General features: G+C 64.0%; 26 protein-coding genes and 1 tRNA gene. 7 read left to right on the forward strand and 20 right to left on the reverse strand.

Translation table 11 applies throughout. The features are described 5' to 3' along the window. Positions 1 to 54: 54 nt before the first annotated feature. Both preA and GTH22_RS09265 read right to left on the reverse strand, forming a co-directional pair. Positions 55 to 1,359, reverse strand: coding sequence for an NAD-dependent dihydropyrimidine dehydrogenase subunit PreA (gene preA / locus GTH22_RS09260; RefSeq protein ID WP_252944905.1), 1,305 nt, complete (start codon positions 1,357 to 1,359; stop codon positions 55 to 57). A gap of 3 nt (positions 1,360 to 1,362) precedes the next feature. Then, positions 1,363 to 2,700 (reverse strand): NAD(P)-dependent oxidoreductase, encoded by a 1,338-nt coding sequence (locus GTH22_RS09265; RefSeq protein ID WP_252944906.1) that lies wholly within the window; start codon positions 2,698 to 2,700, stop codon positions 1,363 to 1,365. A 194-nt stretch (positions 2,701 to 2,894) separates the two neighbouring features. On the opposite strand from GTH22_RS09265, the gene accB reads away from it, so the two are divergent. Genes accB through aat form a run of 3 tightly spaced genes read left to right on the forward strand, consistent with a single transcriptional unit; the run spans position 2,895 to position 5,392 of the window. Continuing rightward, positions 2,895 to 3,383 carry an acetyl-CoA carboxylase biotin carboxyl carrier protein gene (accB, locus tag GTH22_RS09270; protein WP_252944907.1) on the forward strand — a complete coding sequence of 163 codons (489 nt, stop codon included), beginning with the start codon at positions 2,895 to 2,897 and terminating at the stop codon, positions 3,381 to 3,383. A 10-nt stretch (positions 3,384 to 3,393) separates the two neighbouring features. Beyond that, positions 3,394 to 4,743, forward strand: coding sequence for an acetyl-CoA carboxylase biotin carboxylase subunit (accC, locus tag GTH22_RS09275; RefSeq protein WP_252944908.1), 1,350 nt, complete (start codon positions 3,394 to 3,396; stop codon positions 4,741 to 4,743). 10 nt (positions 4,744 to 4,753) lie between these two features. Next, the gene (aat, locus tag GTH22_RS09280) at positions 4,754 to 5,392 is read left to right on the forward strand and encodes a leucyl/phenylalanyl-tRNA--protein transferase (protein WP_371928336.1); all 639 of its coding nucleotides are present in this window, start codon (positions 4,754 to 4,756) and stop codon (positions 5,390 to 5,392) included. Here aat and GTH22_RS09285 read toward each other — a convergent pair. From GTH22_RS09285 to rlmB, 6 genes are all read right to left on the reverse strand, one after another. Further along, positions 5,356 to 5,649, reverse strand: a complete 294-nt coding sequence (locus GTH22_RS09285; RefSeq protein ID WP_252944910.1) for a DUF2155 domain-containing protein — start codon at positions 5,647 to 5,649, stop codon at positions 5,356 to 5,358. The two genes, aat and GTH22_RS09285, sit on opposite strands and share 37 nt — an antisense overlap. Positions 5,650 to 5,711: 62 nt before the next feature. Beyond that, positions 5,712 to 6,161 (reverse strand): outer membrane lipid asymmetry maintenance protein MlaD, encoded by a 450-nt coding sequence (gene mlaD, locus GTH22_RS09290; RefSeq protein WP_252944911.1) that lies wholly within the window; start codon positions 6,159 to 6,161, stop codon positions 5,712 to 5,714. Between the two features lie 19 nt (positions 6,162 to 6,180). Beyond that, entirely contained in the window at positions 6,181 to 6,564 is a 384-nt protein-coding gene (locus GTH22_RS09295) for an NADH:ubiquinone oxidoreductase subunit NDUFA12 (protein ID WP_252944912.1), read from the reverse strand. 52 nt (positions 6,565 to 6,616) lie between these two features. Then, positions 6,617 to 7,084, reverse strand: coding sequence for a CoA-binding protein (locus GTH22_RS09300; protein WP_252944913.1), 468 nt, complete (start codon positions 7,082 to 7,084; stop codon positions 6,617 to 6,619). A gap of 228 nt (positions 7,085 to 7,312) precedes the next feature. Continuing rightward, entirely contained in the window at positions 7,313 to 7,756 is a 444-nt protein-coding gene (locus GTH22_RS09305; protein ID WP_252944914.1) for a YHS domain-containing (seleno)protein, read from the reverse strand. Positions 7,757 to 7,832: 76 nt separating this feature from the next. Continuing rightward, positions 7,833 to 8,627, reverse strand: a complete 795-nt coding sequence (gene rlmB / locus GTH22_RS09310) for a 23S rRNA (guanosine(2251)-2'-O)-methyltransferase RlmB (RefSeq protein WP_252947617.1) — start codon at positions 8,625 to 8,627, stop codon at positions 7,833 to 7,835. 106 nt (positions 8,628 to 8,733) lie between these two features. Between rlmB and GTH22_RS09315 the strand changes: the two genes are divergently transcribed. Beyond that, positions 8,734 to 8,817 (forward strand) — tRNA-Tyr (locus GTH22_RS09315). A 60-nt stretch (positions 8,818 to 8,877) separates the two neighbouring features. Here GTH22_RS09315 and GTH22_RS09320 read toward each other — a convergent pair. From GTH22_RS09320 to GTH22_RS09350, 7 genes are all read right to left on the reverse strand, one after another. After that, the gene (locus GTH22_RS09320) at positions 8,878 to 10,239 is read right to left on the reverse strand and encodes a polysaccharide biosynthesis/export family protein (protein ID WP_252944915.1); all 1,362 of its coding nucleotides are present in this window, start codon (positions 10,237 to 10,239) and stop codon (positions 8,878 to 8,880) included. A gap of 29 nt (positions 10,240 to 10,268) precedes the next feature. Further along, a complete protein-coding gene (locus GTH22_RS09325; RefSeq protein WP_252944916.1) occupies positions 10,269 to 10,958 on the reverse strand; it encodes a YjbF family lipoprotein in 690 nt (229 codons plus the stop codon). A 10-nt stretch (positions 10,959 to 10,968) separates the two neighbouring features. Further along, a complete protein-coding gene (locus GTH22_RS09330) occupies positions 10,969 to 13,026 on the reverse strand; it encodes a YjbH domain-containing protein (protein ID WP_252944917.1) in 2,058 nt (685 codons plus the stop codon). A gap of 243 nt (positions 13,027 to 13,269) precedes the next feature. Beyond that, a complete protein-coding gene (locus tag GTH22_RS09335; protein WP_252944918.1) occupies positions 13,270 to 14,691 on the reverse strand; it encodes a mannose-1-phosphate guanylyltransferase/mannose-6-phosphate isomerase in 1,422 nt (473 codons plus the stop codon). A gap of 49 nt (positions 14,692 to 14,740) precedes the next feature. Continuing rightward, on the reverse strand, positions 14,741 to 15,421 hold the full coding sequence (locus GTH22_RS09340; protein ID WP_252944919.1) for a sugar transferase: 681 nt from the start codon (positions 15,419 to 15,421) through the stop codon (positions 14,741 to 14,743). Positions 15,422 to 15,800: 379 nt separating this feature from the next. Next, the gene (locus GTH22_RS09345; RefSeq protein ID WP_252944920.1) at positions 15,801 to 16,319 is read right to left on the reverse strand and encodes a hypothetical protein; all 519 of its coding nucleotides are present in this window, start codon (positions 16,317 to 16,319) and stop codon (positions 15,801 to 15,803) included. 200 nt (positions 16,320 to 16,519) lie between these two features. Then, entirely contained in the window at positions 16,520 to 16,807 is a 288-nt protein-coding gene (locus GTH22_RS09350; RefSeq protein WP_252944921.1) for a hypothetical protein, read from the reverse strand. 292 nt (positions 16,808 to 17,099) lie between these two features. On the opposite strand from GTH22_RS09350, the gene GTH22_RS09355 reads away from it, so the two are divergent. Beyond that, positions 17,100 to 19,214: a polysaccharide biosynthesis tyrosine autokinase gene (locus GTH22_RS09355; protein ID WP_252944922.1), complete on the forward strand. Its 2,115-nt coding sequence runs from the start codon at positions 17,100 to 17,102 to the stop codon at positions 19,212 to 19,214. A gap of 73 nt (positions 19,215 to 19,287) precedes the next feature. Here the strand turns inward: GTH22_RS09355 and GTH22_RS09360 are convergent, their stop codons facing one another. The 5 genes from GTH22_RS09360 to GTH22_RS09380 all read right to left on the reverse strand — a co-directional run bounded on the left by GTH22_RS09360 (position 19,288) and on the right by GTH22_RS09380 (position 23,767). Beyond that, the gene (locus GTH22_RS09360) at positions 19,288 to 20,235 is read right to left on the reverse strand and encodes a Gfo/Idh/MocA family oxidoreductase (protein ID WP_252944923.1); all 948 of its coding nucleotides are present in this window, start codon (positions 20,233 to 20,235) and stop codon (positions 19,288 to 19,290) included. Positions 20,236 to 20,254: 19 nt separating this feature from the next. After that, entirely contained in the window at positions 20,255 to 21,106 is an 852-nt protein-coding gene (locus GTH22_RS09365) for a class III extradiol dioxygenase subunit beta (RefSeq protein WP_252944924.1), read from the reverse strand. Beyond that, entirely contained in the window at positions 21,106 to 21,501 is a 396-nt protein-coding gene (gene ligA, locus GTH22_RS09370; RefSeq protein ID WP_252944925.1) for a protocatechuate 4,5-dioxygenase subunit alpha, read from the reverse strand. Before ligA ends, GTH22_RS09365 begins: the two co-directional genes overlap by 1 nt. Then, on the reverse strand, positions 21,498 to 22,439 hold the full coding sequence (locus GTH22_RS09375) for an NAD(P)-dependent oxidoreductase (RefSeq protein WP_252944926.1): 942 nt from the start codon (positions 22,437 to 22,439) through the stop codon (positions 21,498 to 21,500). The genes ligA and GTH22_RS09375 overlap by 4 nt, the downstream gene beginning before the upstream one ends. A gap of 77 nt (positions 22,440 to 22,516) precedes the next feature. Further along, positions 22,517 to 23,767 carry a LysR family transcriptional regulator gene (locus GTH22_RS09380; RefSeq protein ID WP_252944927.1) on the reverse strand — a complete coding sequence of 417 codons (1,251 nt, stop codon included), beginning with the start codon at positions 23,765 to 23,767 and terminating at the stop codon, positions 22,517 to 22,519. 155 nt (positions 23,768 to 23,922) lie between these two features. Between GTH22_RS09380 and GTH22_RS09385 the strand changes: the two genes are divergently transcribed. Together GTH22_RS09385 and ligK are read left to right on the forward strand one after the other, a co-directional pair. Next, positions 23,923 to 24,660, forward strand: a complete 738-nt coding sequence (locus GTH22_RS09385) for a PIG-L deacetylase family protein (protein ID WP_252944928.1) — start codon at positions 23,923 to 23,925, stop codon at positions 24,658 to 24,660. After that, complete coding sequence (ligK, locus tag GTH22_RS09390) at positions 24,657 to 25,349, forward strand: 4-carboxy-4-hydroxy-2-oxoadipate aldolase/oxaloacetate decarboxylase (RefSeq protein ID WP_252944929.1); 693 nt, start codon at positions 24,657 to 24,659, stop codon at positions 25,347 to 25,349. Before GTH22_RS09385 ends, ligK begins: the two co-directional genes overlap by 4 nt. Positions 25,350 to 25,450: the final 101 nt, after the last annotated feature.

Raw genomic sequence — 25,450 nt, forward strand, 5'->3', positions numbered from 1 at the left:
CTTGCCTGATGTGGGAACCCGGGCGCCAGATTTCAACGGACCCGGGAAAAAACGCTACTCGGCCGCTTTCACCGCTCCGGGGTTGTTGGGATGGGTCGTCCAGTTGGCATAATCGCCCACGTCGCGGCCCGTGCGCGGGTCGGTCGCGCCCTTGGGAAGCTGCTCCATGGTGATGCAATCTTCCACCGGGCAGACGTTGACGCAGAGGTTGCAGGCCACGCATTCGGCGTCGATCACCTCGAAGGTGCGATCGGCGCTCATCGAAATGGCCTGGTGCGAGGTGTCTTCGCAGGCCGCAAAGCAGCGCCCGCACTTGATGCAATCGTCTTGGCTGATCCGCGCCTTGGTCACGTAGTTGAGGTTGAGATACTGCCAGTCGGTCACGTTGGGCACGGCCATGCCGACAAAATCGGCGGTGCTGGTGTAGCCCTTCTCGTCCATCCAGCTCGACAGGCCCGAGCACAGCTCTTCGACAATGCGGAAGCCATAGGTCATCGCCGCGGTGCAGACCTGCACCGTGCCGCAGCCCAGCGCCATGAACTCCGCCGCATCGCGCCACGTGGTGACGCCGCCGATACCGCTGATCGGCAACCCGTGGGTTTCGGGGTTGCGTGCAATCTCCGAGACCATCGACAGGGCAATCGGCTTTACCGCCGGGCCGCAATAGCCACCGTGGCTGCCCTTGCCGTCGATCGTGGGCTGAGGGGCCATCAGGTCGAGGTCGACCGAGGTGATGGAGTTGATCGTGTTGATCAGGCTCACCGCATCGGCCCCGCCCATCTTGGCGGCGGTGGCGGGCTTGCGGATATCGGTGATGTTGGGGGTCAGCTTCACGATGACGGGCTTGGAGTAGTATTTCTTGCACCACTCGGCAACCATCTGAATATACTCAGGAACCTGCCCCACTGCCGAGCCCATGCCACGCTCGCTCATGCCATGGGGGCAGCCGAAGTTCAGCTCGATCCCGTCGGCGCCGGTCTCTTCCACCAGCGGCAGGATCGCCTTCCAGCTTTCCTCCTCGCAGGGCACCATGATCGAGACGATCACGGCACGGTCGGGGTAATCGGCCTTCACCCGGCGGATCTCTTCGAGGTTGGTGTACAGGTCGCGGTCGGTGATCAGCTCGATGTTGTTGAGCCCCAGCAGCCTGCGGTCGGCGCCGTAGATCGCGCCGTAGCGGGGCCCGTTGACGTTGACCACGGGCGGCCCCTCTTCACCCAGCGTCTTCCAGACCACACCGCCCCAGCCGGCCTCGAAGGCGCGGCGAACGTTGTATTCCTTGTCGGTCGGAGGCGCCGAGGCCAGCCAGAACGGGTTGATGGACTTGATGCCCAGAAAATCTGTCGTGAGATCAGCCATGTGTCATCCCTCCATCAGCATCTTGTGCATGTCTTCGGCGGCATCGCGGCCCTCAGCCACCGCCACCACCGTCAGGTCTTCGCCGGCGGTGCAATCGCCGCCCGCCCAGACCCGCTCGAGATTGGTGCGGCCCGGGCCGGTGACGGCGATCTTGCCGTTCTCGATCCCGATCCGGGGCGAGGCAATGTCGAGCCGCTGCCCGATGGCCAGAAGCACCTGGTCGGCCTCCAGCGTCATCTGCTCGCCCGTGCCCGCCAGCTTACCGTCGGCCCCGGTCGCGGTGCGCTCGAAGGTAATCGAGGCAACCGCGCGCTCGCCGGTAATCGCAACCGGCGTGGCATGGGTAACGATCTGCACCCCATGCTTTGCCGCATGATCCTGCTCATAGGGACTGGCCCCCATGGCCTCCCGCCCCCGCCGATAAACCATCGAAACGCTTTCGGCCCCGAGCATCCGCGCCTGAACGGCGGCGTCCACGGCCGTCATCCCGCCCCCGACAACCACCACCTTGCGACCCACGGGCAGCGCGGTTGCGTCATCCGACTGGCGCAGGCGCGAGATGAAATCCACCGCGTCCTCGGCATTGTCGAGCGCCTCTCCCGGCAGCCCCGGGCGGTTCACCCCGCCAAGGCCGACCCCAAGGAACACGGCGTCGAAGTCTTCCTGAAGTTCGCGGATCGTGAAGGCTTCGCCCAGCTTCACGCCGGTCTCCAGCTTGATACCGCCGATGCCAAGCAGCCAATCCACTTCGCGGGCGGCAAAATCGTCGACCGTCTTGTAGGCTGCGATCCCGTATTCGTTCAGCCCGCCCGGCTTTTTCTTTGCATCATAGAGCGTGACCTCATGGCCCAGCATGGCAAGCCGATGGGCGCAGGCCAGCCCCGCAGGCCCAGCTCCGATGACGGCCACGCGCTTTCCGGTCGCCGCGGCGCGGGTGTAGGGGTGGGTGTTGCCGGCCATGACCCGGTCTGTCGCAAAGCGCTGAAGACGCCCGATCTCGACCGGAGACTCTTCGGCGGCGTTGCGCACACAGGCCTCTTCGCAGAGCGTCTCGGTGGGGCAGACCCGGGCGCACATGCCGCCCAAGATGTTCTGATCGAAGATGGTCATCCCCGCGTCCCCGGGCTTTCCGCCCTGGATCTGTCGGATGAATAACGGAATATCAATGGTTGTGGGGCAGGCTGTGACACAGGGCGCGTCATGGCAAAAGTAGCACCGATCGGCGGCCACGGCGGCCTCATGCGCACTCAACGGCGGATGCATGTCGGTGAAGTTGGCAGCGACCTTCTCGCTCGAAAGTCGCCCTGGCTGAACGCCTGCGGCCTGTCCTTTATCGGTCATCGTGGCTTCCCTGCTGCAATGATCCCTCAGGGAAACGCTTGCACAGAGCGATTTTTTTATCAAACGGTAAATTTCCTGACAGAAGATTTCGGGTCTTCAAAGCGCTTGCGCTTTCACTTACGTGGCAGAGGGCGTATAACGCTGCCCATAATTTGTGCCCGGCACGAACCGGGGCAGGCGAAAAAGAGGACGGCATGAGTAAGACCCACGATGCAGACGTCGCCTTTATTCAGGCGCTGGCCGAGTTGTTGCGAACCAACGATCTCACCGAGCTTCAGGTAAAGCGGGATTACGGGCAGGACGACAGCCTGAACGTGCGGGTAAGCCGCAAGATGGAGCAGCAGGTGGTGCAGGTCGCCCCCTCCGCGGCTCCCGCTGTTGCCGCTCCGGCCCCCGCCGCTGCGGCCGCGGCTCCGGTGGCAAGCGAGTCTGATGATCCGGCACAGGCGCCCGGCGCCGTGACCTCTCCGATGGTCGGCACCGCTTACCTGCAATCCGAGCCCGGATCGCCCGCCTTCGTCAAAGTCGGCGACACGGTAGAAGAGGGCCAGACCCTGCTCATCGTCGAGGCGATGAAGACCATGAACCAGATTCCGAGCCCCCGCGCCGGGACGGTCAAGCGCATTCTGGTAGAAGACGGCGCGCCGGTTGAGTTTGGCGCACCGCTCATGATCGTCGAGTAAGGCGCTGACGATGTTTGACAAAATCCTCATCGCGAACCGCGGCGAAATCGCCCTGCGTGTGGTGCGTGCCTGCCGCGAAATGGGCATCCCCTCGGTAGCCGTGCATTCCACCGCCGACAGCGACGCGATGCATGTGCGCATGGCCGATGAGGCAATCTGCATCGGCCCGCCCTCCTCTGCCCAGAGCTACCTGAGCTTTCCGGCGATCATCTCGGCCTGCGAGATCTCGGGCGCCAATGCAATCCATCCCGGCTACGGCTTCCTGTCGGAAAACGCCAACTTCGTGCAGATCGTCGAAGATCACGGCCTCACCTTCATCGGTCCGACCGCGGAGCATATCCGCATCATGGGCGACAAGATCACCGCCAAGGACACGATGAGAAAGCTCGGCGTGCCCTGCGTGCCCGGCTCCGAGGGCGGCGTGCCCGATTACGAGACGGCGCAGACCGTGGCCGAAGAGATCGGCTACCCGGTCATCATCAAGGCCACCGCCGGTGGTGGCGGGCGCGGCATGAAGCTGGCCAAGTCCGCCAAGGACCTTGAAACCGCATTCCGCACCGCCCGCTCCGAAGGCAAGAGCGCCTTCGGCAATGACGAGGTCTATATCGAGAAGTATCTCGGCACGCCCCGTCACATCGAGGTGCAGGTCTTTGGCGACGGCAAGGGTGGCGCGGTTCATCTGGGCGAGCGCGACTGCTCCCTGCAGCGGCGGCACCAGAAAGTGTTCGAAGAGGCCCCCGGCCCCGTCATCACCCCGGAACTGCGCGAAAGAATTGGCAAAACCTGCGCCGAGGCCGTGGCGTCGATCAACTACGCGGGTGCCGGGACCATCGAGTTTCTCTACGAGAACGGTGAGTTCTACTTCATCGAGATGAACACCCGCCTGCAAGTCGAGCATCCGGTGACGGAGCTGATCTTCGGGCAGGATCTCGTGCGCGAGCAGATCCGCGTTGCCGCCGGGCTTCCGCTTTCGTTCACGCAGGACGATCTCAAGATCAACGGCCATGCTATTGAAGTCCGCATCAACGCCGAGAAGCTGCCCAACTTCTCCCCCTGCCCCGGCCGGATCACACAGTTTCATGCTCCGGGCGGTTTGGGCGTGCGGATGGACAGCGCCCTCTATGACGGCTACTCGATCCCGCCCTACTACGACAGCCTGATCGGCAAGCTCATCGTCCACGGGCGTGACCGCCCCGAGGCGCTGGCGCGGCTGAACCGGGCGTTGGGCGAGCTCATCGTGGACGGGGTGGACACCACCGTGCCGCTCTTCGATGCGCTGCTGCAGGAGCCGGACGTGCTGAGTGGCAACTACGACATCCACTGGCTCGAAACCTGGCTCGAAACCAACCTGCAGGGCTGAGGCAGGGCGGGTGGAGCCGCTCACGACCGAGGTGTTGCTCAGGGCCTACCGGATGGGCCTGTTCCCCATGGCCGACGATGCCGATGCCGAAGACCTGTATTGGGTCGAGCCGCGCCTGCGCGGCGTGTTCCCCTTGGACAATTTCCACATTTCCCGGTCGCTTGCCCGGCTGATCCGGCGCGAGCCATTCACTATTACGACCAATGCCGATTTCGGCGGCGTGATGGACGGATGTGCGGGCCGCGACACCACTTGGATAAACACCGAGATCCACAAGCTCTACCGCCAGCTTCACCAAGAGGGCCATGCGCACTCGCTGGAGGTCTGGGAGGGCGAGGAACTGGTCGGCGGGGTCTACGGTGTTTCGCTGGGAGGCGTCTTTTGCGGCGAGAGCATGTTTTCCCGGCGCCGGGATGCCTCGAAGGTCGCCCTCGCCTACTTGGTGGATCATCTGCAGCGCTGCGGTTTTGTGCTGTTCGACACCCAGTTCATTACCCCCCACCTCGCCAGCCTGGGCGCGGTGGAGATCGGCCGTGACGAATACCGCAAGCGGTTGGCCATAGCGCGAAAACTCGACTGTGATTTCAGGAGTGTAGCCGAAATACCGAGCGGTTATTCGGTGGTGCAGCGCAACACCCAGACGTCATAGCGCTGGTGGTCCATGGCGTTCAGCGCCGGAGCCGAGGCAAGCATCCAGCCGGCGAACAGCGGCGCATCAGCGTTGTCATCCTCGATCACCAGATAGGCCGTTGCCCGTGCGGGCGTGCCCTCGGGGTAGCGACAGTCTGACAGGGTGATCTGCAAGTGCCCGTAGCGCATTGTCTGGCCCTGCCGGACCTCCAGATCGGAGGTCTGACTCGACAGCTTGTCGAGCCCGCGCAGCACGGCACCCGTGCCCTCAAGCACAGTCTGCGCCGGGGCGCTCGTTGCACAAAAGCATGCAAGGGCAATGACCTGCGCCGCTGTCTTCATTCGCCGGACCCGGAAACGAACTTGGTCAACAAGCCGATCAGGCTGATGGCGCCCTGCGTATCCACGATTTCACCCCCGGCCTCGAGGTTGAACGGCGAACCGCCCGGGATAATCTCGATAAAATTGCCGCCCAGCAGCCCTTCGGAAGAAATCGCGGCGGAGCTGTCTTCCGGCAGTTCGATGCCCTCGGCGATGCCGAATGTGGCCTCGGCGCGGAATGTCTGCGCGTTCAGGTCCAGCTCACGCACGGAGCCGATCTTGACCCCGGCGAGCCGCACGTCGGTGCCCACCGAAATACCCTCGGCAGAGCGGAAGCTGGCGATGAGCGGATAATTGTTGCCTCCGCCTCCGCCAGCATCGGTCACACCGGATGCATACCAGAGGAACCCGGCAGCAGCGGCCAGAACACAGGCGCCGACGATGGCCTCGGTGGTGTTTTCCGACATTGTTGCCCCCTCACGGCCCCTATTCGGGGCTCCAGGCCTCGTAATCCTGCCGCGTGGCAGGCTCTGCCCGGCGGATCGACCCGGTCGGCACATAGGCCAGCGCGGTGCCGGTCATGTTCTCGATATGGGGCTTTTCCCAAGACTTGTGGGTCAGCGGCCGGTCGGTCGGCGGCTCCTTGAAGGTGTTGTGCAGCCAGCCGTGCCAATCAGGTCCAACGCGCGAGGCCTCGACTTCGCCATTGTAGATTACCCAGCGGCGGCTGTCGTCGGCGTTGCGGTAGAACACGTTGCCGGCCTCGTCCTCGCCAACCTTCGTGCCCTTGCGCCAGGTGAAAAGCTGGGTGCCCAGCGTGGAGCCGTTCCACCACGTGACGGCGCGCAGGAGAGTGTTCATGATACCCATCGGCTTGGCTCCTCTTGGTCTCGCCTGATATGCCCCAGTGCGGCGCAAAGGTCTAGAGTTTCGACGAAATCACCCCAGTGGCAATTCCGCCCATGCGCAGCTCACCGAAGAGGCGCTGGTATTCCATCTTGGGGCAGAGATTCTGGATCACGGTAACGCCCCGCGCTTCGGCCATGGCGGCGGCTTCGGCGTTTTCGACGCCGATCTGCATCCACACGGTCTTGAGGTTAGGGAAGGCTGACAGGGCCTCTTCGACGATGGGCGGCACATGTTCGGAACGCCGGAAGATGTCGACCATATCGACCTGTGCGTCAATCGAGGCGAGGTCGGGCATGATGGTTTCTCCGAAGAGCTCCTTGCCGGCATGGCCGGGATTGACGGGAATCACCTGGAAGCCCTTGAGCGACAGATAGCGGGCCACGTAGTAGCTCGGACGCACCTCGTTCATCGACACGCCGACACAGGCGATGGTCTTGGTGTCCGTCAGGATTTGGCGAAGGAGGGAGTCGGGGTAGCTCACGGGCGCATCTCGCAGAAGAAAAAGGCGCTCAGGCCATATGGCCCGAGCGCCAGTCGCGGAACGAGGGACAGTGAAGTAAGACGTTGGTGTTCCGAACCAACGCTCATGAACTTCGAGGTAATCACGTGGAGACACTTTCCAAGAGCATGTAATAAACCTGTGAACACAGTGTTAACGCGCGAGTGTTGCAAGAATGAGCTCCTGCGCCCGCCCGCGACGTGTTCAACACTATTTTTTCAGTGGTTTCGGCCAGTTGGCGTTGGCGGCGGACACATGGCCCGGAATATCCTTTTCCCAGGTACGCCTGATCCGTTGTGAATAATTCAGGTAGAGTTTGCCGTCATGCACTGTGAAGGCGGCGGGATCAGTGGGGGCAACATAGCCCTGGGATGCCGCAAAGGCACAGTATCCGCCATATTGCGGCGCAAACTTCTGGGGGTTGCGCTCGAACCTGTCGCGGTTGGCGGCCGAGGCAAACCGCCATGTCGCCCCCATCCACATCAGTTGATGCGCGGCGCTGCCTTCAACCGGCTTGCCTTCGGTGAAATAGGCCACCGGATCATACCCCCGAATTGCCAGCTCCGAGGCCGCAAAGATCGGCGGCTCCTCGGCGGCGGCGGGCATGGCAAGGGCCGCGAGGGCTGCGGCGAGCAGCAGGCGTCGGGTGAGCATGGGCATCCTCCTTGAGTTGCCCGCAGAATGGAGCGCGCCCTTGCCCCTTGGCCAGCCCCTTCGCAAAAAGGTGAAGTTATGAAAGCTTTTGCGCTGCGGCGTAGAGCGAGACCGCGGCGGCATTCGACACGTTGAGCGAGCCGAACTCCCCGGCGAAGGGGATCTTCACGAGGTGGTCGCAGGTGTTGCGGGTGCGTTCGCGCAAGCCGGGGCCCTCTGCTCCGAGCACGAGGGCGATTGCGGTGCCGGCGGGCAGGTCTGCAAGCGTGCTCTCGAGGGTCGCCTCTGCCTCCCCCGCGAGGCCGAGCAGGGTGTATCCCGCGGCCCGCAGGTCTTCCATCGCATCGGCGAGGTTGCGCACCCGCAAGTAGGGTTGGCGCTCGAGCGCACCGGAGGCGGTCTTGGCCAAGGCCCCGGTTTCGGGCGCGGAGTGGCGTGCCGGGCCGATCACGGCGCGTGCGCCGAACACCTCTGCCGAGCGCAGGATGGCGCCCACGTTATGCGGGTCTGTCACACGATCGAGCAGCACCACGAGGGGCAGGCCATCACCGGAGATGCAGCGTGTCTGCACATCGCCCCAATCGAGCGGTTTCACTTCGAGCGCGGCACCCTGATGCACCGAACCGGGGTCCAGCGGCACCGGGAACTTGCGCGGATCGGCGATTTCCGGCTCCATCCCGGCCGACTGCCAGCAGGCTTCACCGAGGCGGTCGGCGGCGTTACGGGTGAGCACGAGGCGCAGCTTTTCGCGGGCCGGGTTGGCCAGTGCGTCGCGCACGGCATGAAGCCCGAAGAGCCACAGCGTCTCTGCCGCGCTGGCCCGCTTGGCCCGCTCCTTATCCACCACCCATGTTGGTTTTTTCGCCACGATCACGCTGCCTCCAGTTTCCGCGCCCCTGCATGGTCATGCCTGCGCAGAATCGCAAGGTTTTTCGCCTTGACGGCCCGGGGTGGGCTTTGTATTCCGCTCCGGCGTCGGGCGACGTGCTGCAAGGTGCGGCAGCGGACTGTAACTCCGCCGGGGAGACCCACGCCTGGTTCGATTCCAGGGTCGCCCACCACTCCCCCTCCTTTTTTTCAGGATCGGAAGCGGTGAGCCCAGCGCAAACCTGCACAGAGGATTAGTTGGCCACCGCCTGCGCGCCCGTGGTGATGAGCGACGGCGTGATCTGGCGGACCACCCGGTTCCAGCGTGTCACCGGCTGCTCGGCCACGAAGACCACATCGTTGGGCCGCAGTTGGAACCGCGCCGCAAGGGTGATGTTCGCCGCGTTGCGTCCATCGAGGTGCCACGCGGTGACCGCGCCAAACTCGCGCGGATCGGGCGATGCGCGCAGGACGTAGATTTCCTTCACGTTGCCGGTGTCGAGCGGGATGCCCCCTGCCCCTTCGAACAGCGCGTCGGCAAGGCTTGCCTGCCGTCCGAGCGGCAGCGGAAAGCGGGCCTGCTGTCGGACTTCGCCGGTCAGGTAAACATAGTCCCGATCCACGGCATCAAACTCGACCTGCGAGCGGTAGTTCTGACGCGCCTCGTTGAGGGCATCGCGCCGGATGGCCACTTCGGTGGACAGTTCGGAGAGCGCATCGCGGCGTTGTTGGCTCCGGAAGCCCGCAAGCGTGATCTGCTGTTCGAAATAGGCCTGCGCCTGGTCGAGCTCGTATTCTGTGTCGACGAAGACCGAGTCACCGTCGATCAGCCGAATGCGCTTGAGACCGGAACGGGCGTAGAATTCGCGCAGCGGAACTTGGTAGAGCGCGCCGTCGCGGTAGATCCGAATCGAAGTATAATCCTGATCGGCGGCGGTAATGCCGCCAGCCGTGGCGAGCGCCTGATCGAGGTAGAGCGGCGTCAGCCGGATCGGGGCAACGCCGGGGTTGGTTACCGCGCCGCCGACAGAGACCTTCTGCGAATTGAACTCCGCGATCTCCAGCGAGAACGTGGGGTCGATCTGCGCTTCGACCAGCCGTTGAAACAGCTCGTCCTCGGCCACTTCCACCGTCATGCCCGCAATCCGCACCCGGCCCACGCTGGGGATGTTGATCGAGCCGTCGTCCTGAACCGTATAGCCCTGCCGGGAGTTCTGCGCCGCGAGAAGGCCCGAAAGCTCCTCTACAGTGTCGCCGGTTTTCGGGGTGGCAAAGAGCACGACATCGCCCACGCCAATCACATAGGGCCCCGGGTTGGCCTGTGGCGGGAGGCGGGTTTCCAGCGTGCCCGGGCGGGAGGTGGGGTCGAACACCGGCTCGGGGACCGCTCCGCCGGTGCGCAGGCCACCGCCCGTTCCGGCGCCCGCCGAAAAGATCGCAGGGAGGGTCTTGGGGCGATAGCTGGAGCGATTGGCGAGCAGGGTCGTTTCGGCATTGACCGGCACCACCCGAACCCGGGTGCCATCGGCCACCCCATCGCGCACCTTCGGGCTATAGTAGGCCGTGCCACAGGCTGCAAGGCTTGCCAGCAGGCAGATCATTCCGATTGTTTTCATTGCACCCGTCCCTTGCCTTGTCTCAACGCTTACTCGATCACCTGTTGCATCACCAGTGGCCCGGTAAAATCCCCGGCCCATTGGCGGGATTGCACAACCCGGCCTGTCGCAAAGCTGATCCAATAGAGATTGGAGAAGCTCTGATCGAGGCTCTTGCAGTCTTCCTTCATCAACGCTGTCGCAACGCTGCGATAGGTTCCGGCCCGCGTGGCGACGTCGATGTTGCGGGGGTCTCTTCGGCTGACAACGCACAGGTAGGTGCGTGTCACGGCCTGGTTCTCGCCATTCAGAAATGTATGAAAGCGCTCTGCCGTTCCGCCTCTTCGGCGCAGGATCAGGGCCATGCTGTCGGAGACATTGGAGCCGAGCATGTCGCCGCCAAACCCGGCTGTGCCGACCAGAAACCCGTCGCGCAGCTTCAGGGCGATCCCGTCGGCGCTCATGTAGGTGTCGACCCCGTCGCGCTGAACTTCGCGAACGGCGAAGCCCGCCAGCTCCTTGCGCTGGACCGTGACCTGCATCAGCGGTCGCCCGCTCTGCACCATCTGGGTGAACCGTTCGGAGGCCTTGGCCCGGTTGTTGCGGGGGCTGGGGATCTCGTCACTGCCCACGCCAAGCCCGCCGCAGGCGGCAAGCGAAAGGCACAGCGGAACGAGCGCAAGGCGGCGCAGGGTCCGCGCCAGACGCGCGCTGCGGGATATGGGGAGTGCAAATGTCATACGCGGCCCATCACCTCAGGAACTTGCCCCAGCTGTCTGTGACCTGCCGGCCCCGTGAAGGCTCGACCACCCCGTAGAGCCGGTTGCGGACGTTCAGGCGCGCGCCACCGTCGCGTTGAATCGGGCGGATCGTCTGGCCGATGGTGTTTTGCGAGGGCTGACCGATGATCCACGACAGGGGCACCTCGACGAAGAGCCCCTTGTCGAACGACCCCTCCCCGAAATCATCGAAGGACACGTCGGTGAGCGTGGCAAAGGCGCCGACCTTGACCCCGTTCTTGAACCGGCGGTCCAGCGTGAGGGTCGCCCCCCAGTCTCCGGCGAGGTAGCGGCCCACATCAAGCTGGCCGTGATAGCCGCGCCCGAGATCGTAGTAGGCGGAGGCATGGCCGGACCAGACGGAGTAATCCTGAAAGCCGAAGAGCTGATCGTAATCGCGCTGGACGGCATAGTTGAGCTCGGCCCCGAGCGCGAGGCGGCTGTTCACCGGATACCAGAGCAGCTCGGCGGAGATGCCGCCGAACATCGGCTCGAGGTAACCCGCCGTCACGCGGCCGAACACGTCCTCACGGGGGCGGAAGAAATACTCGGCGGTCAGATGGCTGATCTCGATATCGGACTGCTGCGCATAGAGCACGGCATCGGAGCGCACATGGGGCAGCACGCTGTCCGAGCGCCGCTTTGCCTCCTCGATCGTGCTGGTCAGCGACTTGCGCAGCTGGCCCGAAAAGATCAGGCCGGGGCTTGGCTCCCATGCCGCATTGAGCTGAACACCGAACTCGTAGCGCAGCGGTTCCTGCGGATCGAAGAGCGAGAAGGCCGAATAGGGCGACAGCCCCCAGGAGAACCGCGGGTAAGCGCCCGGCACGCCCGACGCCCTGCCCACCCCGAAGGCATCAGAAATGTCGGCCCGCGCCAGCATGTGCCACTCGCCTTCAAGCGCATGTTCCTGCTCTTCGAGGTCGGCGCGTTTGACCGAGACCGTGGTGAGCGGCATCCCTGCCCTTGTCAGCGTGATGTCGAAGGTCTCGATGCTGGGGTCGAGCGTATTGGCCAGCACGCGGGCGGTGCGCCCGAACGATTGGGCCGTCGCGCCGAACTGCTGGTTCTCGATCTGCACCCGCGCGGTCCGCGCGTCGAGCCGATAGCCATTCAGCCGGATCCCCTGCTCGCTCAACCGCCCGCGCAGGGCATCACGGGCAGCACCTGCGCGCCGCTCGTCGCCGCCGAGGTTCCAGCTCTGGCCCGCAACGGTCGCGCGCGGCAGCAAGGTGGGGGGCGCTGTTTCCTGCCCGCCGGGAACCGGAGGTCTGGCCGGGTCGATGACGTAGGAGAACCGCACCCCGACCTTGTTGCCGTAGAGGTAGTAGGCCCCCATATCGAGCCCGTTGCGGAATTTGTAGCTGAGGCCGAAGTTGTAGGGCGAAGACTGCGGGTCGATCGAGATGTTGCTCTCGCGATCGTAGGTATCGCTGGAGTATTCCGCCACGAGGGTCAGCTGGTCGGTCGCGTGCCATTTGACGCCACCGAAGAAGGCGGCATCGCCGCGGAACCATTGGCTGAAGCCGATTTCGCCGGTCAGCGTATCAAGATCGGGGCGGGTTTCGAAACGGTCGTCCAGAATGCCAAGCGGATTATCGAATGCCCCGCGCCCGGCAAAGCGGCCCCATCCGATGCCGCCGGTGACTTGCAGTCGGGGCGTCACGTATTTGGAGGCAACGATATACTCGCCGCTGTAAATGCCGGTGCCGCCAAAATCCCGCAGGCCCAATGACACCGCAGGCCAGATATCGTCTTCCTTGACCAGCAGGATGCTCAGATCGAAGCTTCTGTCGAAATACTCACTGCCCGGCGTATAGAGTTCGCCCTGCGCCGCGTAGCGGAACGAGCCCGAAATGCGGGGCGTGAGCTGGAAGGTGACTGTGTTGCGCCAGATCGGGCCGTAGTTGGCGGTGGTGAAGGCCAGGCTGCCATCGGGGAGCGCGTCGGCGGTCGGCATATCGACGAGGCCGGGGGTGCCGTAAAATGATAGATTCTGCGCCTCGGCTGGCGTCGACAGGCCGAGCATCACAGTGACGCAAGCACCGATTTTCTGAAGTCCAGTGGCCAATCCCGCCTCGCGCATCATCCGTGTCTTTACCCTGGCACCTGCATCGCGAAAGCGGCCGATGACCGCCGATTGACTGGCACGTAAAACAACTCGGGGGATATTGCCCCATTTCCGTGGTCTCTGCCATACGATTGGCAGCCGTGCCCCGTGGTGGGGGAAATCCGCCGAATGCCCGGGGCCCGCCATTCCTTTGCCCTGTCGCTACTGCCGGGCGTAGACGTCTTCATACCGAACGATGTCGTCTTCACCGACATAAGTACCTGTCTGAACCTCGATCAGGACCATCGGCACCTTGCCGGGATTTTCCATGCGATGCTTCGATCCGACCGGGATGTAGACGGACTCGTTCTCGGTCACCAGCTTCACCTCGTCGTTGATGGTGACGCGTGCCGTGCCCTCCACAACGATCCAGTGTTCGGAACGGTGAAAGTGGCTTTGCAGCGAGAGAGCCGCGCCGGGGTGCACGAGGATGCGCTTGACCTGAAAGCGGTCTCCCACCACGAGGCTTTCGAACCATCCCCATGGGCGGTGATCCTTGGGGAACTCGGTCGCCTGCGGGGCCTTCTTCTGCTTCAGGGCAGAGACCGCGAGCTTGACGTCCTGCGCCCGCGAAATGTCGACCACCAGCACGGCGTCGTTCATCGCGATGGCCATGACGTTCTTGAGGCCGATGCCCACGACCTCGAGGCGGTCGCTGTCGGAGCGCAGCAGTGTGTCGTCGCAGTCGATGGCCGTGGCCTCGCCGGTGGCAACGACACCGCGGGCGTCGGGGGCGGCTTCGCGCCAGACGGCATCCCAGCCGCCGAGGTCGGACCAATGGCCGGTGAAGGGCACGACGGCCAGATTGTCGGACCGCTCCATCACCGCGTAGTCGATCGAGATGTCCTCGGCCTGGCACCAGGGCTCGGGCGCGAGCCGCAGGAAGCCGAGGTCGGGCTTGCCCTGTTGCACCGCGTCGCGGACCGGGGCGACAATTTCGGGCGCATGTGCCTCGAATGCGGCCAGCATGTCCTTGGCGCGGAACAGGAAGATCCCGGCGTTCCAAAGGAAGGTGCCCTGCTCGAGCATCCGGGTGGCGGTGGCGAGATCGGGCTTTTCGACGAAGCGGCTCAGCGGGATCGGGGCAACTGCGTCACCCGGCTTTTCGGCCACCTCGAGGTAGCCATAGGCGGTTTCGGCATGGGTCGGGGTGATGCCGAAGGTCACGAGCTTGCCCTGCAGCACCGCCGACTTTCCCGCCTCGACGGCGGCATGAAACGCGGCCTCATCCGGGATCAGGTGGTCGGAGGGGGCCACGAGCAGCACCGCCTCGGGGTCTTCGTTCAGCGCGTAGAGGGCGGCGGCCAGAACGGCGGGCGCGGTGTTGCGCCCCTCCGGCTCGATCAGGATTGCACCCGGATCAATGCCCTGTGCGGCGAGCTGTTCGGTCACGATGAACCGGAAATCGGAGCCGGTCACGACGACCGGCGCCGCAAAGCCCGCCCCTGCCAGCCGCCCGGCCGAGCGTTGGAACAGCGAGGTGTCTCCGACGATTTTCGAGAACTGCTTGGGGTAAGACTTTCGCGACAGCGGCCATAGCCGCGTGCCCGATCCACCGCAAAGGATGACGGGTGTTACCTTCATTTCAGCGATCCATTTTCATTACGTCGACGGGCAAGCCGCTGCGGCGAGACTACCGACCGGTTCTGCGCAGGACAACGCCAGCGGTGCGGGCAATGAGCTGGACATCGGTCCAGAAGCCGAGGCTGCGGGCGTAATCGGCATCGAGCTGCACGCGCTCTGCGTAGGAGATGTCATTGCGGCCAAGCACCTGCCACGGTCCGGTGATGCCGGGCCGCATCGACAGGTAGGCCTGGCGCATGGTTCCGTAGCGGGACAGTTCCTCGTCGACGATCGGGCGCGGTCCGACAAAGCTCATGTCGCCACGGAGCACGTTCCACACCTGCGGCAACTCATCGAGGCTGGTCTTGCGGATGAACTGCCCGAAGCGGGTGATGCGGGGGTCGTTCTCGAGCTTGAAGTCGCGGGCCCATTCGGCTGCGGCCGTCGGGTGTGCCTCGAGATGTGCTTTCAGCTTTTTCTCCGCGTCCGCAACCATGGAGCGAATCTTCCAGCAGTTGAACCTGCGGCCGCCAAGCCCGATCCGGCTGTGGGCAAACAGACTCGGCCCGCCGTCACGCCGCACGATGGCACAGAGTGTCAAAATGACCGGGGCAAGAAGCGGAAGCAGCACGAGGGCAAGCGCGATATCGAATGCCCTCTTGCCGACACGTGCATATCCACGGTCATGATCGGCCAGAGAATGCTCGGCGAATTCCACCGGATGAGCATCCGAAATTTTGGCAAGTTTCAACTAATTATCCCCCAAACAGGTAACTCCTACACCTTCCAACACTAGGAGCGCCGGGGCAGCGGTGCGAGGAATACGGGTCCACGAACTCTCGGTGTCGTGAATAGCCTTCGAAAGATCAAAAATCCATCGCATTTTGGTTAACTTTTAATCGGCAGGCAAAACTCCGCATGCCATGGTGGCACGACCGGGAGCCGGACTGGCGGTATGTGCCAGTTCGACTCGGGGCGAGATTCGACTCAGGGCCTTGCCAACATGGGCCGGGGCGGCACGGAGGGAGTTTGGTTTTCAGAGATTTGGCCGCTCGCGTCACCACAGCGCGCCTCCGCCGAGCGCGCAGGAGATCCTGCACTTAGGCGCTCGGCGGAGGTATTGGAGTTTTTTAGCGCGGGCTTATCTGGGCCGGGCAGGACTCAATTCCGAGCCGAATCAACTGCTCGCCCTTCATTCGATAAAACCCGGTGATCCGCGTGCGCCCTTCGGCCATGTACCACTGGGCAATTGAAGGCGGATAGTGGCTGGCAATCACACGGGAGGTGTAATCGAACTGAGCCTGGGTCATGCGGCCAATGGCCATGGCCGGCCCGTGAAACCCGAAGGTCGTCTTCGGGGAGATACAGACGTCATCGGCGCCAAGGTACATCGTACAGGTCGAAAAGCAGACCTTGCCACGGATCTCGACCCGCTGGCCGCTGTCGCGAATCTCGCGCAACTCCTTCAGCCGCGCCCGAATGAAGCCGCCCCTGTCATTGCCGACGATCACCGTCGGCGCGACATTGACCGGCGCCGCCGATGCGCCCTGGAGCGACGGCGCGATGGCCACGACGAGAGGGAGAATACAGAGAGAACGCCGCACATGACGACATGCCGACCGAAGGCCGGAAAACGCTTTCCATTCCATGAAGCACCACCTTTTTCTTGCCGGCACCCCGCTGACGAAGACAGCGAAGCGCACGGCCACCCATTGCCCGGACAGGTAAACATGGGACGATTAAGGCGGGGTTTATGGCTCCAGATCGAACCTGAACGAATTTCATCAAATCCAAAAATGACAAGGCCGCCCCGTCAGGGCGGCCCGAGCCGGTCGGTCTTTGGGCGGGCTTAGTTGGTGGTGCCCGTCGTTCCGGTTGTGCCGGTGGTGCCCGTCGTGCCGGTGGACCCCCCACCGCCGCCAAGACCGCCAGCCAGCAGGGCCAGCGCCGGAAGCGCCAAAAGGCCGCCGTTGGTGGCAAACCGCGGCACGCGCTGCGTCTGGGTGCACTCGGTCCGGCCGATGTTCTCTTCTTCCGCACAGTCGATAACGGAAACGGATTGGGAAAGGGCCGGGCTCATGGATGCGGTCAGAGCGAAGGCGGCAATCATTACTCGAGTTTTCATCGTGGACTCCATTTGGCTGCTCTCCTTCTACCATACTCTCAAACCTGCCTGAAGACCCCTCCACACACACTGCATGTTGAACGGCAATTTTCGGCTGGTATGATGAAATCCTGTGCGTTTCTTGGCATGATAGCTCGACAAGTCGACTTCCATGTCGCAATCACATACCGCGCGCCGCTTCATGGACCCTGTGAACGGCAAACATGTGAATGGAACGTTGGCCGAGGCGAGTGTCACGTCGTCGTGGATCTGGGGAATGGTTTAGGCAATGCAGAAAGCAGTCGGTTTTTCAGGCGGCAGTAGTGTGGACGGGCACCAATCAATCCCTGCGAGTGAAGACGATGTCATTGATCTGGGCGCGCTTGTTGCGACCCTCTGGCGCGGAAAGTGGGTTGTCGCGATCTTCGCGGTCCTCGCGATTCTGATCGGCGGCTACTATGCCTACGTCGTTGCAGTGCCGACCTATCGCGCGACGGCGGTCGTCATGCTCGAGACCCAGCAACAATCTGTGGTTGATATCGAGAGCGTGGTGAGCGGCCTGTCGGCCGATACCGTGACCATCAACTCCGAGATTGAGGTTCTGAAATCGCGCAGCTTGGCCGGCCGGGTTGCGGACCGGCTGGACCTGAGCGCGAACCCCGAGTTCAACTCCGCCCTGCGGACCCCGAGCCCGGTTGCCGTGCTGAAAGGCCGGGTGGAGGGCTTCCTGTTCGGCGAACCGGAAAGCACGGCCCTCCCCGAGGAGATGCAGGCCATCATCCAACGCAACCGGACGATCGACGCGCTTCTCTCGAGGGTCTCGATGTCGAACGTGCCCAACAGCCTCGTTTTCCACATCACGGCCACCTCCGAGTCGCCCACCGATGCGACGGCAATCGCCGATACCTTCGCGGAGCTCTACATTCTCAACCAGCTCGACGTGAAATTCGAGGCGACGCAGCAGGCAACCTCCTGGCTGACGGAGCGGGTGGGTGAGCTGCGGGTGGAGCTGGAAACGGCCGAGGCCAAGCTGGCGGACTTCAACTCCAGCATCGAGCTCGTGTCGGTCGAGAACCTTCAGGCGATGGAACGCCAGCTCAAGGAACTGCGCGACCGGATCTCGCTTTCGACCGAGACGCTGGCCAGCCAGCGTGCGCGGATTGCCGCGATGGAGGCCGCCGAGGACCGCAGCGCGCAGGCCGAACTTTCGGCCGACCCGCAGTTGCGGCGGTTTCTGCCGCGGGTCGATGAGGATGCGACCGTCGCCGAAGCCTTCGACACCCGTTATGCTCAGCTGATCGAGCGCGCCAGCCTCGACCTGAACCGCACCGCGCAGCAGCTGACCTCGCTGGAGGCTTCCGAGGTGGAGCTGGCCCGGCGCATCGACAGCCAGGGCGACGACCTGATTGCGCTGCAACAGATGCAACGCGAAGCCGAGGCGAGCCGGGCGCTCTACGAATACTTTCTCGGCCGCCTCAAGGAGACCTCGGCGCAGGCCGGCATTCAGCAGGCCGACAGCCGGATCCTCTCTGCCGCAGTCGTTCCGCAGTTTCCCTCGGAGCCCCGCAAATCGCTGATCCTTGCGATGTCTGCCATGCTTGGCCTCATGCTCGGTGCGGGCGCCGTTCTGCTGCGAGAGGCGCGCAACAGCACCTTCCGCAGTTCGATGGAGCTGGAGGCCGCGACCGGCATCAACGTGATGGGGCAGATCCCCCGCATTCCGGCGCGTTCACGTCGCCGGGTGCTGGATTACCTGCGCACAAAAACGACCTCTTCCACCGCCGAAGCCGTGCGAAACCTGCGCACTTCCGTGCTACTTTCCAACGTCGACGCGCCACCCAAGGTGATTGTCTCGACATCCTCCGTTCCCGGCGAGGGCAAGACGACCAACTCGCTCGGCCTGGCCCACAACCTCGTGGGCATGGGCAAGAAAGTGCTGCTTATTGAAGGGGATATCCGCCGGCGGACCCTGAACGAGTATTTCGACAAGGCCCCGAGCAAGGGCCTCGTTTCGCTGATCAGCGGCGACGCGACGCGCGACGAAACGGTGCACCTGTCGGAGGACTTCGGATTTCATATCCTGATGGGCGAGAAGACCAGCGTGAACGCCGCCGACCTCTTCTCGTCGAACAAGTTCCACGATCTCATCACCGACCTGCGCAGCGAGTTCGATGCCATCATCATCGACACGCCGCCCGTGCTGATCGTGCCCGATGCCCGGATCATCTCGCAGGAAGCCGATGCGGTTCTGTTCACCGTCAAGTGGGACAGCACCTCGCGGGCGCAGGTGCTCGAGGCGTTGCGGCTGTTCCGGCAGGGCGACCAGAAGATCTCGGGGCTGGTGCTGTCGCAGATCAACCCGAAGGGGATGAAGCGCTATGGCTACGGCGGCAAGTATGGCGCCTATGGCGGCTACGGCTCGAAGTATTACACCAACTGACGCGTGACCAAATGAAAGGCCCGCCACCGGATGCCGGGGCGGGCCTTTTTGGTGCAGGCTGCCTTGCGGCGGATCAGCTGGCGAAGCTCTTTTCGATCTTGTCCAGCGTCTCCATCGCGGCCAGCGCCGAGGCCACCGACCCGTTGGGCTCGCGCTTCTCGCGGATGGCGGCGAAGAACTCACGGTCGATCAACTCGATGCCGTTGTTCGACACGGCTACGTCGCTGAGATCAATCGGGTTTTCCTTGCCGTCGAACAGGTCGTCGTAGCGGGCGATGTAGGTGCCGTTGTCGCAGATGTAGCGGAAGAAGGTGCCGAGGGGGCCGTCGTTGTTGAACGACAGGCTCAGGGTGCAGATCGCGCCCGAGGGCACCTTCATGCCGATCGACATGTCCATGGCGATGCCGAGCTCCGGGTGGTGCGGGCCTTGCAGGCCGAAGGCTTCCGAGCAGGTCTCGCCGGTCTGGTACTGGAACAGGTCGACCGTGTGGCAGGCGTGGTGCCAGAGCAGGTGATCAGTCCAGCTCCGGGGTTCTCCCTTGGCGTTCATGTTGGAGCGGCGGAAAAAGTAGGTTTGAACGTCCATCTGCTGGACCTTCAGCTCCCCAGCCTCGATCTTGTTGTGAATCCACTGGTGGGACGGGTTGAAGCGGCGGACCTGCCCGGCCATGGCCACGACGCCGGTTTCCTTCTGCTTCTCCACGAGGCGGCGGCTGTCTTCGAGCGTGTCGGCCATCGGGATCTCGATGAGCACGTGCTTGCCGGCCTCCATGCAGGCCACGCCCTGATCGGCGTGGAGCTGCGTGGGCGTGGCGAGGATCACCGCGTCCACGTCATCGCGGGCGATGCACTCATCCAGAGAGGTCGAGGCATGGCCGATGCCGCGCTCGGCGGCGAGGGCGTCGATCTTGGACTGGGTGGGCCCCATGACGCTGGTTACTTCGACGTCCTCGATTGCCGCCAGGGCATCCAGGTGCTTGATCCCGAAGGCCCCGTAGGCCCCCGCCACACATACGCGCATTTTCTTTCCTTCCGCTGAATTAAGCGTGATTTTCCAAGATGATATGACCAACGGCGGTGTTCGACGCGGGCACGTGATAATGCCGGTGCACCTCTGTCACCTTCTCGTCGAGCGCCCCGCGCATGACCAGCCACATCACCATTTCGATCCCTTCGGAGCCTGTTTCGCGCAGGTACTCGAGGTGGGTGATGTTGGCCGCAGCCTCGGGGTCGTTTGCCATGTGGTCGAGGAACCTGTTGTCCCACTCGGGGTTGATCAGCCCGGCCCGCTCGGCCTGCAGCTGGTGGCTCATGCCGCCGGTGCCGAAGATCATCACGTTGAGGTCTTCGGGGTAGCTGTCGATCGCGCGGCGGATGGCCTTGCCGAGGTTGTAGCAGCGCCGCCCGGTGGGGGCGGGATACTGCACCACGTTCACCGCGAGTGGGACCACGGGACAGGGCCATGCGTCATCGACGCCGTGCTCGCCGAACATGACCGACATCGGCACGGTCAGCCCGTGATCGACCTCCATCTCGTTCATGATCGTCAGGTCGAACTCGTCGAGAATGACCGACTGTGCGATATGGCTGGAGAGCTTTTGATGCCCCTTCACCACCGGCACCGGGCGCGGGCCCCAGCCCTCGTCAGCGGGCTGATACTCGGCGGCACAGCCCAATGCAAAGGTGGGGATGCAGGATGCATCGAAGGCGGTGCAATGGTCGTTGTAGACCAGAAAGATCACATCGGGCTTGTTCTCTTTCATCCATTCCCGGCTCTTGGTGAAGCCCTCGAAGAGCGGCTTCCAATAGGGCTCCTGGGTGATGCCCTGATCCATTGCCACGCCGATGGCGGGCACGTGGCTGCACCCCACGCCTGCGGTGATCCGCGCCATTATTTCTTCTCCCATTCAGATTTCGAGCGGTTGCCCTCGATGGGCCGGCCGCCGTGGAGCATCATGTTGCGATATTCATCGCGGCTGACGCCCGTCATCATCGCGGCCAGGTCCTGAAAGGTGATCCCGTCAAAGGCCGCCAGCTTGCTGGTGTAGTAGATGTTGCCGCCCAGTTCGAGCAGCCGGTTCCAGGCGCGATCACGGATCGCCTGTTTCTGGTCTTCGCTCATCGGAAAGCCCTTCAGATAGGCCTCCGGGTCGGAGCGGAAGGCTTCGCGGGCCTTCTCGGTCCGCAGCGAAATGCAGAACTGGTTGAGGTGATATCCCTCCCGCGAGCGGTCGGCATCGAAGACGTAAGTCCCCGGGATATCGTCATAATCCTTTTCGTCTCTCATGAGAGTCCTCCCTGTTCGGCGGCGTTTTCGGCCTCCGAGAGCGCCGCGTTGATACGGTCGGCGCGGGTTGCGTAATCTGGGCCGGCGCCGGCAAGGTCGAGGGCCAGATCGCCGGCGCGCTGCTGCCATTCAACGATGGCGCGAGACATTTGCGAGGGCAATCCGAGTTCTTCCACCGTCCGCGCGACTTCGCGCATTTCGGCGGCCCGGCGCAGGCCGTGGGTTGTGGAACGTTCCATGTTGTAAGCCGCGCGGTCGGGCCAGGTCCAGCCGGGCATGGAGGCGTCGAGCGAGGCGATCACCGCCTCATCGACCCCGGCGCGGCGCCCGGCCAGCACGCATTCGAGTGTCAGCGCCTCGATGCCCTTCACCATGACCGAGCGGATCATCTTGGTGGCGCTGGCCGTTCCAATGGCGGGGCCAGCGGTTTTGGCCTCCATATCAAGTGCTTGCAGCATCTCTGCGGCCTCGTCGGCGCAGGGGCCCGAGACCAGAAGCGGGGTGCGGTGCAGCTTGGGGTGCACCGGCGCCATGACGGCGGTGTCGACGTAGCGAATGCCCCTGCCCTGCAACAGGTCGGCGTTGCGGCGCTTGGTGCCGGGGGAGCAGGAGTTGCAATCGAAGAACCAGGTCTGCGGGGCGAGCACGTCGGCGGCCGCGGCTGCGGCGGCTTCGGCCTGGTCGGCGGTGACGAGGGAGAAGACGGCGGTTGCCTGCCCTGCGGCCTCGGCGAGGCTGTCAGCGCCCGCTACCCCTACTCTTTGGTAATCATTTCTCTTTATATCAGCCGTTGCAGGCGCATCCGTCTTGATATCGAAGCCCGCGAGATCAGCGTCCAGCCCGGCGCCGATCCAGCCGGTGGCAAAGGCTTGGCCAGCCTCGCCAAAGCCGAGGATGGCGAGTTTGATCCTGTTTGAAAGCTGCGCATTGGCGGACATCGTGCCACCTCCTCGTGACGTGCTGCGGTGTAACCCAACAAGCGGGACGCAAAAAATTCGAAAGCCGGGCGGGCAATTCAAATTTTGGATAGGGGCTCCTCTGAAAGCGTGGCGCCAATCTCCCGCAGGCGAGTGATGAGGCGGCCCTGTGCGGGCGTGGGGTGCCAGCCCTTGCGGAAGGTCAGGCCGATGCTGCGCTCGTTGTTCTCCAGCGGAATCGGAAGCGTGGTGAGCACGCCCGACTCTTCTTCCAGCGCGATCTGACGCCGCGACATGATGGTGATGTAGTCACCCCGCATCATCAGCCCGCGCACCATCACCAGCGATGACGACACGATCTTGACGGGGGTGCCGGGCAGGCTCGGGATCTTCAGGGTTTCCGACAGGTAGCTGCCCGCGGGCGTTGCGAGGGGCGGTGCGATCCAGGGGTATTGGAGCGTGTCGTCGAGGCTCACGCTGGACCGACCGACGAGCGGGTGGGTCTTGCTGACCACCACCGACAGCGGGTCGTCGAACAGCGGCTCCTGCTCCACGTCGTCAGCCGGAGAGGGTTGGCGCATGGCCCCGATCATGAAGTCGATCTCGCCGAAGCGCAGGGCCCTCAGAAGGTCGGGATACGGCCCTTCGACGGTGCGGATCTGGGGGGCGCCGGGCGAGGCGCCGATCACGTCGTCGATGGCTTGGGGCAGGATGGCGGTGCGGGCGAGCGGCATGGCCCCGACCGTGATGCGGGTGGCCTCGCGGCCCTGCGCCTCTGCAATCTCGTAGACCGCCTGCTGAAGCTCGGCCGCCGCCAGGCGGGCCTGACGCGCCAGAAGCTCCCCGGGGAGGGTCAGCGCCACGCCGCGACGGTTGGACTCGAAGAAGCGGATGCCTGCCAAGCGCTGCAGATCCTTGGCGGCGCGATGCACCGAAGGCTGCGAGACACCAAGCGCCCGCGCCGCCTGCGAGTAGTTGCCCGCGGTGGCCATAGCGAGCAGGGTCCGCAGGTGCACGGGGGTCAGCGCGCCGTGAAAATCCTTGCGGGCGGCGCCCTCCCCGGCGAATTTCTCATCACGCCCGGCGCGGCGGGCCGCCTCCGCCGCCCCCTCCTGCAGCAGGTCGATCATCCGCTCCGCCCGCCGCCGGAAGAGCTGCCCCGCGCGGGTGCAGAACATCCCGTCGGGGCGACGGTCGAACAGCTTGGCACCCAGATTTTTCTCTATCTTGGCAATGGCATGGGTTACCGCAGGCTGGCTCAGATGCACCATGTCGGCGGCCAGCGCCACCCGCCTGAGGCGCGCGGTTTCCACCACCGCTTGGAGGTGGCGTATGTTGGGAAAATCCATTGCGGCAGGCAACCATCATCAGCCAGGGCGGGTGCAAGAGCTATAGCAAGAATCAATCGGCTGGGCCAAGGTTGGAATTTCCGGCAGGCCCGGCGGATGCCTAGAACCGGGGCAACGCGCGGCCACTCCCGGCCGGCAAGAGGAGGATGCTTTCCATGAGTGACAAGAAGACAGCGCTCGTCATCAGCGCCCATTCGGCCGATTTCGTCTGGCGGGCCGGTGGCGCCATCGCCCTGCACCAATCCAAGGGCTACGAGGTGACGGTGGTCTGCCTCAGCTACGGCGAGCGCGGCGAAAGCGCCAAGCTCTGGAAGCAGGAAGGCATGACGCTGGAGAAGGTGAAAGCCGCCCGGCAGGAAGAGGCAGAGAACGCCGCCGCCGCCCTCGGGATCAACGATATCCGCTTTCTGGATCGCGGCGACTACCCGCTGGATCTGGGCCGCGAGACCCTCGACCAGATGGTCGACATCATCCGCGAAGTTCAGCCCAAGTTCATGTTTTCGCACTCGAAATGGGACCCCTACAACACCGACCACATGCGCACCACCGACTTTGCGCTGGAGGCCCGGATGGTGGCGCAGGCCTGGGGCCACAACCCCGGCCAGAAGGTGCTGGGCGCGCCGCAGCTCTACCTCTTCGAGCCGCATCAGACCGAGCAGATGGAATGGCGCCCCAACGTGTTTCTCGACATCACCGAGGTCTGGGACAAGAAATGGGCCGCGATCCAGTGCATGCAGGGGCAGGAGCACCTCTGGCACTTCTATGAGAACGTGGCCGAAAACCGCGGCAACCACTTCCGCCGCAACTCTGGCGGCCAGTCTGGCGGGCGCGATTGCCGCTATGCCGAGGGCTTCCAGTCGATCTTTCCGCGCACCGTGGATGAACTCGAATGACCTACCAGCCGGGAACCACCGGGCTGGTGGTGCAGAACATCGAGCGGGCTGACCCTCAAGTCATTGACGGGCTTGCAGAATGTGGCGTGGCCACGGTGCATGAGGCGCAGGGGCGCAAGGGCCTTCTGGCCGCCCACATGCGCCCGATCTACAGCGGCGCGCGGGTGGCCGGCTCTGCCGTGACCATCCTCGCCCCGCCCTGCGACAACTGGATGATCCATGTCGCCATCGAGCAGATCCAGCCCGGTGACATCCTCTGCCTCGGCACCATCACCCCCTCCAACGCGGGCTATTTCGGCGACCTTCTGGCCACCTCGGCCCAGGCGCGGGGCTGCCGGGGGCTGGTGATCGACGCGGGCGTGAGGGACGTTAAAGACCTGACGGAAATGGGTTTTCCGGTCTGGTCCAAGGCGGTCTTCGCGCAGGGCACCATCAAGGAAACCCTCGGTTCGGTGAACGTGCCGGTGGTCTGCGCCGATGCCATGGTCAACCCCGGCGACGTGCTGGTGGCCGATGATGACGGCGTGGTCGTGGTGCGCCGCGAAGAGGCCGCCGAGGTGCTGGAAAAGGCCCGCGCGCGGGAGGCCAACGAGGCCGCCAAGCGGGCGAAGTTCGAGGCCGGCGAGCTGGGGCTCGACATCTACAAGATGCGCGAACGTCTGGCCGAGGCCGGATTGAAATATGTTTGAGCAAATCGCTCTGCGGCGCGGAAAGGTAACATGATACCACGGGCACAACCCGTACACATCCCGTACACAACCTGTGCATACCGCAGGTGCAGAAAGTAAAA

The organism is Oceanicola sp. 502str15 (assembly GCF_024105635.1).
In the GTDB taxonomy this organism is placed as follows: domain Bacteria; phylum Pseudomonadota; class Alphaproteobacteria; order Rhodobacterales; family Rhodobacteraceae; genus Vannielia.

Coding starts and splice junctions, on each gene's coding strand:
- preA (WP_252944905.1), bottom strand. CDS start 1,359: ATGGCTGATCTCACGACAGATTTTCTGGGCATCAAGTCCATCAACCCG.
- GTH22_RS09265 (WP_252944906.1), bottom strand. CDS start 2,700: ATGACCGATAAAGGACAGGCCGCAGGCGTTCAGCCAGGGCGACTTTCG.
- accB (WP_252944907.1), top strand. CDS start 2,895: ATGAGTAAGACCCACGATGCAGACGTCGCCTTTATTCAGGCGCTGGCC.
- accC (WP_252944908.1), top strand. CDS start 3,394: ATGTTTGACAAAATCCTCATCGCGAACCGCGGCGAAATCGCCCTGCGT.
- mlaD (WP_252944911.1), bottom strand. CDS start 6,161: ATGTCGGAAAACACCACCGAGGCCATCGTCGGCGCCTGTGTTCTGGCC.
- GTH22_RS09295 (WP_252944912.1), bottom strand. CDS start 6,564: ATGGGTATCATGAACACTCTCCTGCGCGCCGTCACGTGGTGGAACGGC.
- GTH22_RS09305 (WP_252944914.1), bottom strand. CDS start 7,756: ATGCTCACCCGACGCCTGCTGCTCGCCGCAGCCCTCGCGGCCCTTGCC.
- GTH22_RS09320 (WP_252944915.1), bottom strand. CDS start 10,239: ATGAAAACAATCGGAATGATCTGCCTGCTGGCAAGCCTTGCAGCCTGT.
- GTH22_RS09325 (WP_252944916.1), bottom strand. CDS start 10,958: ATGACATTTGCACTCCCCATATCCCGCAGCGCGCGTCTGGCGCGGACC.
- GTH22_RS09330 (WP_252944917.1), bottom strand. CDS start 13,026: ATGCTCGGCCTGTCGACGCCAGCCGAGGCGCAGAATCTATCATTTTAC.
- GTH22_RS09335 (WP_252944918.1), bottom strand. CDS start 14,691: ATGAAGGTAACACCCGTCATCCTTTGCGGTGGATCGGGCACGCGGCTA.
- GTH22_RS09345 (WP_252944920.1), bottom strand. CDS start 16,319: ATGGAATGGAAAGCGTTTTCCGGCCTTCGGTCGGCATGTCGTCATGTG.
- GTH22_RS09350 (WP_252944921.1), bottom strand. CDS start 16,807: ATGGAGTCCACGATGAAAACTCGAGTAATGATTGCCGCCTTCGCTCTG.
- GTH22_RS09360 (WP_252944923.1), bottom strand. CDS start 20,235: ATGCGCGTATGTGTGGCGGGGGCCTACGGGGCCTTCGGGATCAAGCAC.
- GTH22_RS09365 (WP_252944924.1), bottom strand. CDS start 21,106: ATGGCGCGGATCACCGCAGGCGTGGGGTGCAGCCACGTGCCCGCCATC.
- ligA (WP_252944925.1), bottom strand. CDS start 21,501: ATGAGAGACGAAAAGGATTATGACGATATCCCGGGGACTTACGTCTTC.
- GTH22_RS09375 (WP_252944926.1), bottom strand. CDS start 22,439: ATGTCCGCCAATGCGCAGCTTTCAAACAGGATCAAACTCGCCATCCTC.
- GTH22_RS09380 (WP_252944927.1), bottom strand. CDS start 23,767: ATGGATTTTCCCAACATACGCCACCTCCAAGCGGTGGTGGAAACCGCG.
- GTH22_RS09385 (WP_252944928.1), top strand. CDS start 23,923: ATGAGTGACAAGAAGACAGCGCTCGTCATCAGCGCCCATTCGGCCGAT.
- ligK (WP_252944929.1), top strand. CDS start 24,657: ATGACCTACCAGCCGGGAACCACCGGGCTGGTGGTGCAGAACATCGAG.